The 3,743-nt window shown below is 69.6% G+C and carries 3 protein-coding genes; all 3 read left to right on the top strand.

From position 1 onward, the window contains the following. Positions 1-62 precede the first annotated feature (62 nt). From AB0J04_RS45440 to AB0J04_RS45430, 3 genes are read left to right on the top strand one after another with little or no spacing between them, the layout of a single operon-like run. Positions 63-1,004 carry an ABC transporter permease gene (locus AB0J04_RS45440; RefSeq protein ID WP_363174608.1) on the top strand — a complete coding sequence of 314 codons (942 nt, stop codon included), beginning with the start codon at positions 63-65 and terminating at the stop codon, positions 1,002-1,004. Further along, a complete protein-coding gene (locus AB0J04_RS45435) occupies positions 1,001-2,824 on the top strand; it encodes a dipeptide/oligopeptide/nickel ABC transporter permease/ATP-binding protein (RefSeq protein WP_363174606.1) in 1,824 nt (607 codons plus the stop codon). The genes AB0J04_RS45440 and AB0J04_RS45435 overlap by 4 nt, the downstream gene beginning before the upstream one ends. Next, a complete protein-coding gene (locus AB0J04_RS45430) occupies positions 2,821-3,696 on the top strand; it encodes an ATP-binding cassette domain-containing protein (RefSeq protein ID WP_363174605.1) in 876 nt (291 codons plus the stop codon). Before AB0J04_RS45435 ends, AB0J04_RS45430 begins: the two co-directional genes overlap by 4 nt. Positions 3,697-3,743: the final 47 nt, after the last annotated feature.

The raw sequence follows: 3,743 nt of genomic DNA, 5'->3' as shown, positions 1-3,743 counted from the left end.
GGCACTGCCGCCGCGAGCCCGGAACCCCCTCCCCTCGGTCCTGGCCCGAAGGAGCCCCACCCATGTTCCCCTACCTGTTGCGCCGGCTCGGCACGAGCCTGGTGCTGACCGTCCTCGTATCGATGATCACGTTCTTCCTGCTGAGCACGTCCTTCGACGGCATCGTCCGAAGCATCCTCGGCACCACCGCGACACCCGCGACGGTCCAGGCGAAGAAGGCCGAGATGGGCATGGACCATCCGGTGATCGTGCAGTACTTCGACTGGCTGCTGCACGCCGTCCGCGGCGATTTCGGTGTTTCGTACTTCACCAGCCAGCCCGTCGGATCGGCCGTCGCGGACCACTTCACCGTCACGCTGTCCATCGTCCTCGTCGCCCTGTTCTTCACCGCCGCCATCAGCGTCGTCCTCGGCGTCCTGGCGGCGTCGCGGGGCGGCGTGGTCGACCGGATCGCGCAGGTCGCCTCGCTCTTCGGCTACATCGTGCCGAACCTGCTGCTCGCGATCGGCCTCGTCGTCGTCTTCGCCGTCCGGCTGGACTGGCTCCCGGCCACCGGATACACGCCGTTCGCCGAGAATCCGGGCCGTTGGCTGGCCTCGATCACCATCCCGGTGATCGCCCTGATGGTGGGCGGTGTCGCCAACCTGTCCGCCCAGATCCGCGGTGCCATGATCGGCGAGCTGCGCAAGGACTACGTCCGCACGCTGCGCACCCGCGGCATCCCCACCCGGTCGATCGTGCTGCGGCACGCCCTGCGCAACGCCGCCGGGCCTGCCTTCACCGTCCTGTCCCTGGAGTTCATCGCGATGCTAGGCGGCGCCCTCATCATCGAGAACGTGTTCGCACTGCCGGGGATCGGCAGTTTCTCCTTCAACGCGGCCCTCCAGGGGGACGTCCCGATCATCATGGGCCTGTCCCTCTTCGGCGTCCTGTTCGTGGTGGGCGTCAACCTGATCGTCGACGTCGTCAACGGCTGGCTCAACCCGAAGGCGAGGCAGCAGTGAGCGCCGAAGCCCTCGCGACCGCGACGGAGCCGACGGCCCCGCAGCGCAAGTCGCCCCTGCGCAAGCTCCTGAAGGACCCCCAGGCCGTCATCACGGTCGGAGTGCTCCTCGTCATCGTCCTGTTGGGCGTACTGAGCCCCCTTCTCACCACGCACGGTCCGAACCAGGCCTCGCTGGACGCGATCAACGCCGACCCCGGCAGCTCGGGCTACCCGCTCGGGGGCGACCAGAGCGGCCGCGACATCTTCTCGCGGCTGCTCCACTCCATCAACACCAGCATGATCGCCGGCCTGATCGGCACGAGCGTCTCCCTCACCATCGGCGTCACGGCAGGACTCGTCGGCGGATACTTCGGCAGCCGCGTGCGGACCGCCACCGACTGGGTCTTCAACCTCGTCATGACCTTCCCCGGCATGCTCCTGCTGATCGTGCTGCTCCCCCTGACGGGCGGCGACTACCGGGCCACGATGCTGATCTTCGGCGTGCTGGCCTCCCCCGGCATCTTCCGTCTCGTCCGCGGCCTCGTCGTCGGGGTCAAGAACGAGCTGTTCGTGGACGCCGCACGGGTCTCCGGCCTGACGGACCTGCGCATTCTCGGGCGGCACGTGCTGTTCGTGATCCGCGGACCGATCATCATCGCGACCGCGTTCCTCATGGGGTCGTCCATCAGTCTGCAGTCGGGCCTGGCGTTCCTCGGCCTCGGGTCGAACACCGTCCCCAGCTTCGGTCTGATGATCAGTGAAGGCTTCGTCAACCTCTACGAGAAGCCGATGCAGTTCATCTGGCCGAGCCTCGTGCTCGGCCTCATCAACGCGTCGTTCGTGCTGATGGGCAACTCGCTGCGCGACGCGCTGGAGATGGTGACCCCGAAGCCGTCCAAGATCACCGTGCGCGCGCGGCCCCGACCCGCCGTGAGCACCGGCACCGACTCCCCGACGGCGCATCTGCTGACGGTGGAGGACCTCGCGATCGCCTACCCCACGCCCTCGGGTGAACTGAGGGAGGTCGTCAGCGGGGTGTCGCTGACCCTGGACGCGGGGGAAACCCTGGGCCTGGTCGGCGAGTCCGGGTCGGGCAAGACCCAGACCGCGTTCGCGATGCTCGGCGTACTGCCGGCGGAGGCGGTCGTCACCCGCGGTTCGATCAGGCTCGACGGACGCGAACTCCTCGGCCTGGGCGAGGGCGAACTGCGCGGCCTGCGCGGAACGTCCGTGGCGTACGTGCCGCAGGAACCCATGTCGAACCTCGACCCGTCGTTCACCGTGGGATCGCAGCTCACGGAGGGACTGCGCGCCTCGCAGCAGATGTCCCGCAAGGCCGCGCGCGCCCATGTGCTGGCCCTGCTGGACCGGGTGGGCATCCCCGACCCGAAACGCGTCTTCGCCTCCTACCCGCACCAGATCTCCGGCGGCATGGCACAGCGCGTGCTCATCGCGGGCGCCGTCGCGAGCAGCCCGAAGCTGCTCATCGCCGACGAGCCGACGACCGCGCTCGACGTGACCGTCCAGGCGGAGATCCTGGACCTGCTGCGGGACCTCCAGAAGCAGCTGAACATGGCCGTGCTCCTGGTCACCCACAACTTCGGTGTGGTCGCGGACAGCTGTAGCCGCGTCGCGGTCATGCAGCAGGGCGAGATCGTCGAGGTCGGGGGCGCGCTGGAGATCTTCCGGACGCCACAGCATCCCTACACCCGCATGCTTCTGGGTTCGATCATCGACGAGAGCAGCCTGCGTACCGATCCTCCGGGCGGCGCGGCCGAGGCACTGGAGAAGGACCTCCCCGTCGGCACGATCGAGGTCCTTGAGGAGAAGGCATCATGACGACCCCCCTGCTCGATGTGAGCGACCTGCGCGTGGCCTACCCGGGGCGCGGCTTCCGGGCCCGCCCCGTGGAGATCCTGCACGGGGTCTCCCTGACGGCGCATCCGGGCGAGACCCTGGGGATCGTCGGCGAGTCCGGCTCCGGCAAGACGACCATCGGCCGTGCCGTGCTCGGCCTGGTGAAGCCGAGCGGCGGACGCGTCCTGTTCGCGGGCGAGGACATCACCCATGTCGCGGGCAAGGCACGGCGCGCCCTGGCACGCGACATCCAGGTCGTGTTCCAGGACCCCTACACCTCGCTCAACCCCTCGCTGACCGTCGGTGACATCCTCAGCGAGCCGCTGGTGGTCCAGGGAGCGACGGCGAGTGACGCGCGGGCGCGGGTGCGCGCCCTGCTCGATCAGGTGGGGCTGCCGGAGAACGCGTCGGAGCGGCTGCCGCGCGAGTTCAGCGGCGGTCAGCGCCAGCGCGTCGCGATCGCCCGCGCGCTGGCTCCCGAGCCGAAGCTGATCGTCTGCGACGAGCCCGTCTCCGCGCTCGACCTGTCGACGCAGGCGCGGGTGCTGGATCTGTTCATCGACATCCAGCGGCGCACCGGGGTCGCGTACCTGTTCGTCTCGCACGATCTCGGGGTCGTGCGGCACGTGAGCCATCGGGTGAGCGTGGTCTACCGGGGTGACATCGTCGAGACCGGTCCCGCCGGCCTCGTCACCTCCACCCCCGAACACCCCTACACCCAGCGTCTGCTGCTCGCCGCTCCCATCGCGGACCCGGTCGAACAGGCGCGGCGGCGCGCCGAACGGCGACGCCTGGCCGAGGCCGGGGCCACCGACACCGACGCCGCGCAAGGCGTTCGAGCCGGTGCGGCCTGATCACGTACGGGCCCACGGCGGCCCGGGCCGCGACCGGACCGGCCGCC

Source organism: Streptomyces sp. NPDC050263 (assembly GCF_040655955.1).
GTDB lineage: Bacteria > Actinomycetota > Actinomycetes > Streptomycetales > Streptomycetaceae > Streptomyces.
This window is presented reverse-complemented; position numbering and strand designations above follow the sequence as displayed.

Bases quoted from the DNA above. Each gene is read 5' to 3' on its own strand.
- AB0J04_RS45440 (WP_363174608.1), top strand. From the start codon at position 63: ATGTTCCCCTACCTGTTGCGCCGGCTCGGCACGAGCCTGGTGCTGACC.
- AB0J04_RS45430 (WP_363174605.1), top strand. From the start codon at position 2,821: ATGACGACCCCCCTGCTCGATGTGAGCGACCTGCGCGTGGCCTACCCG.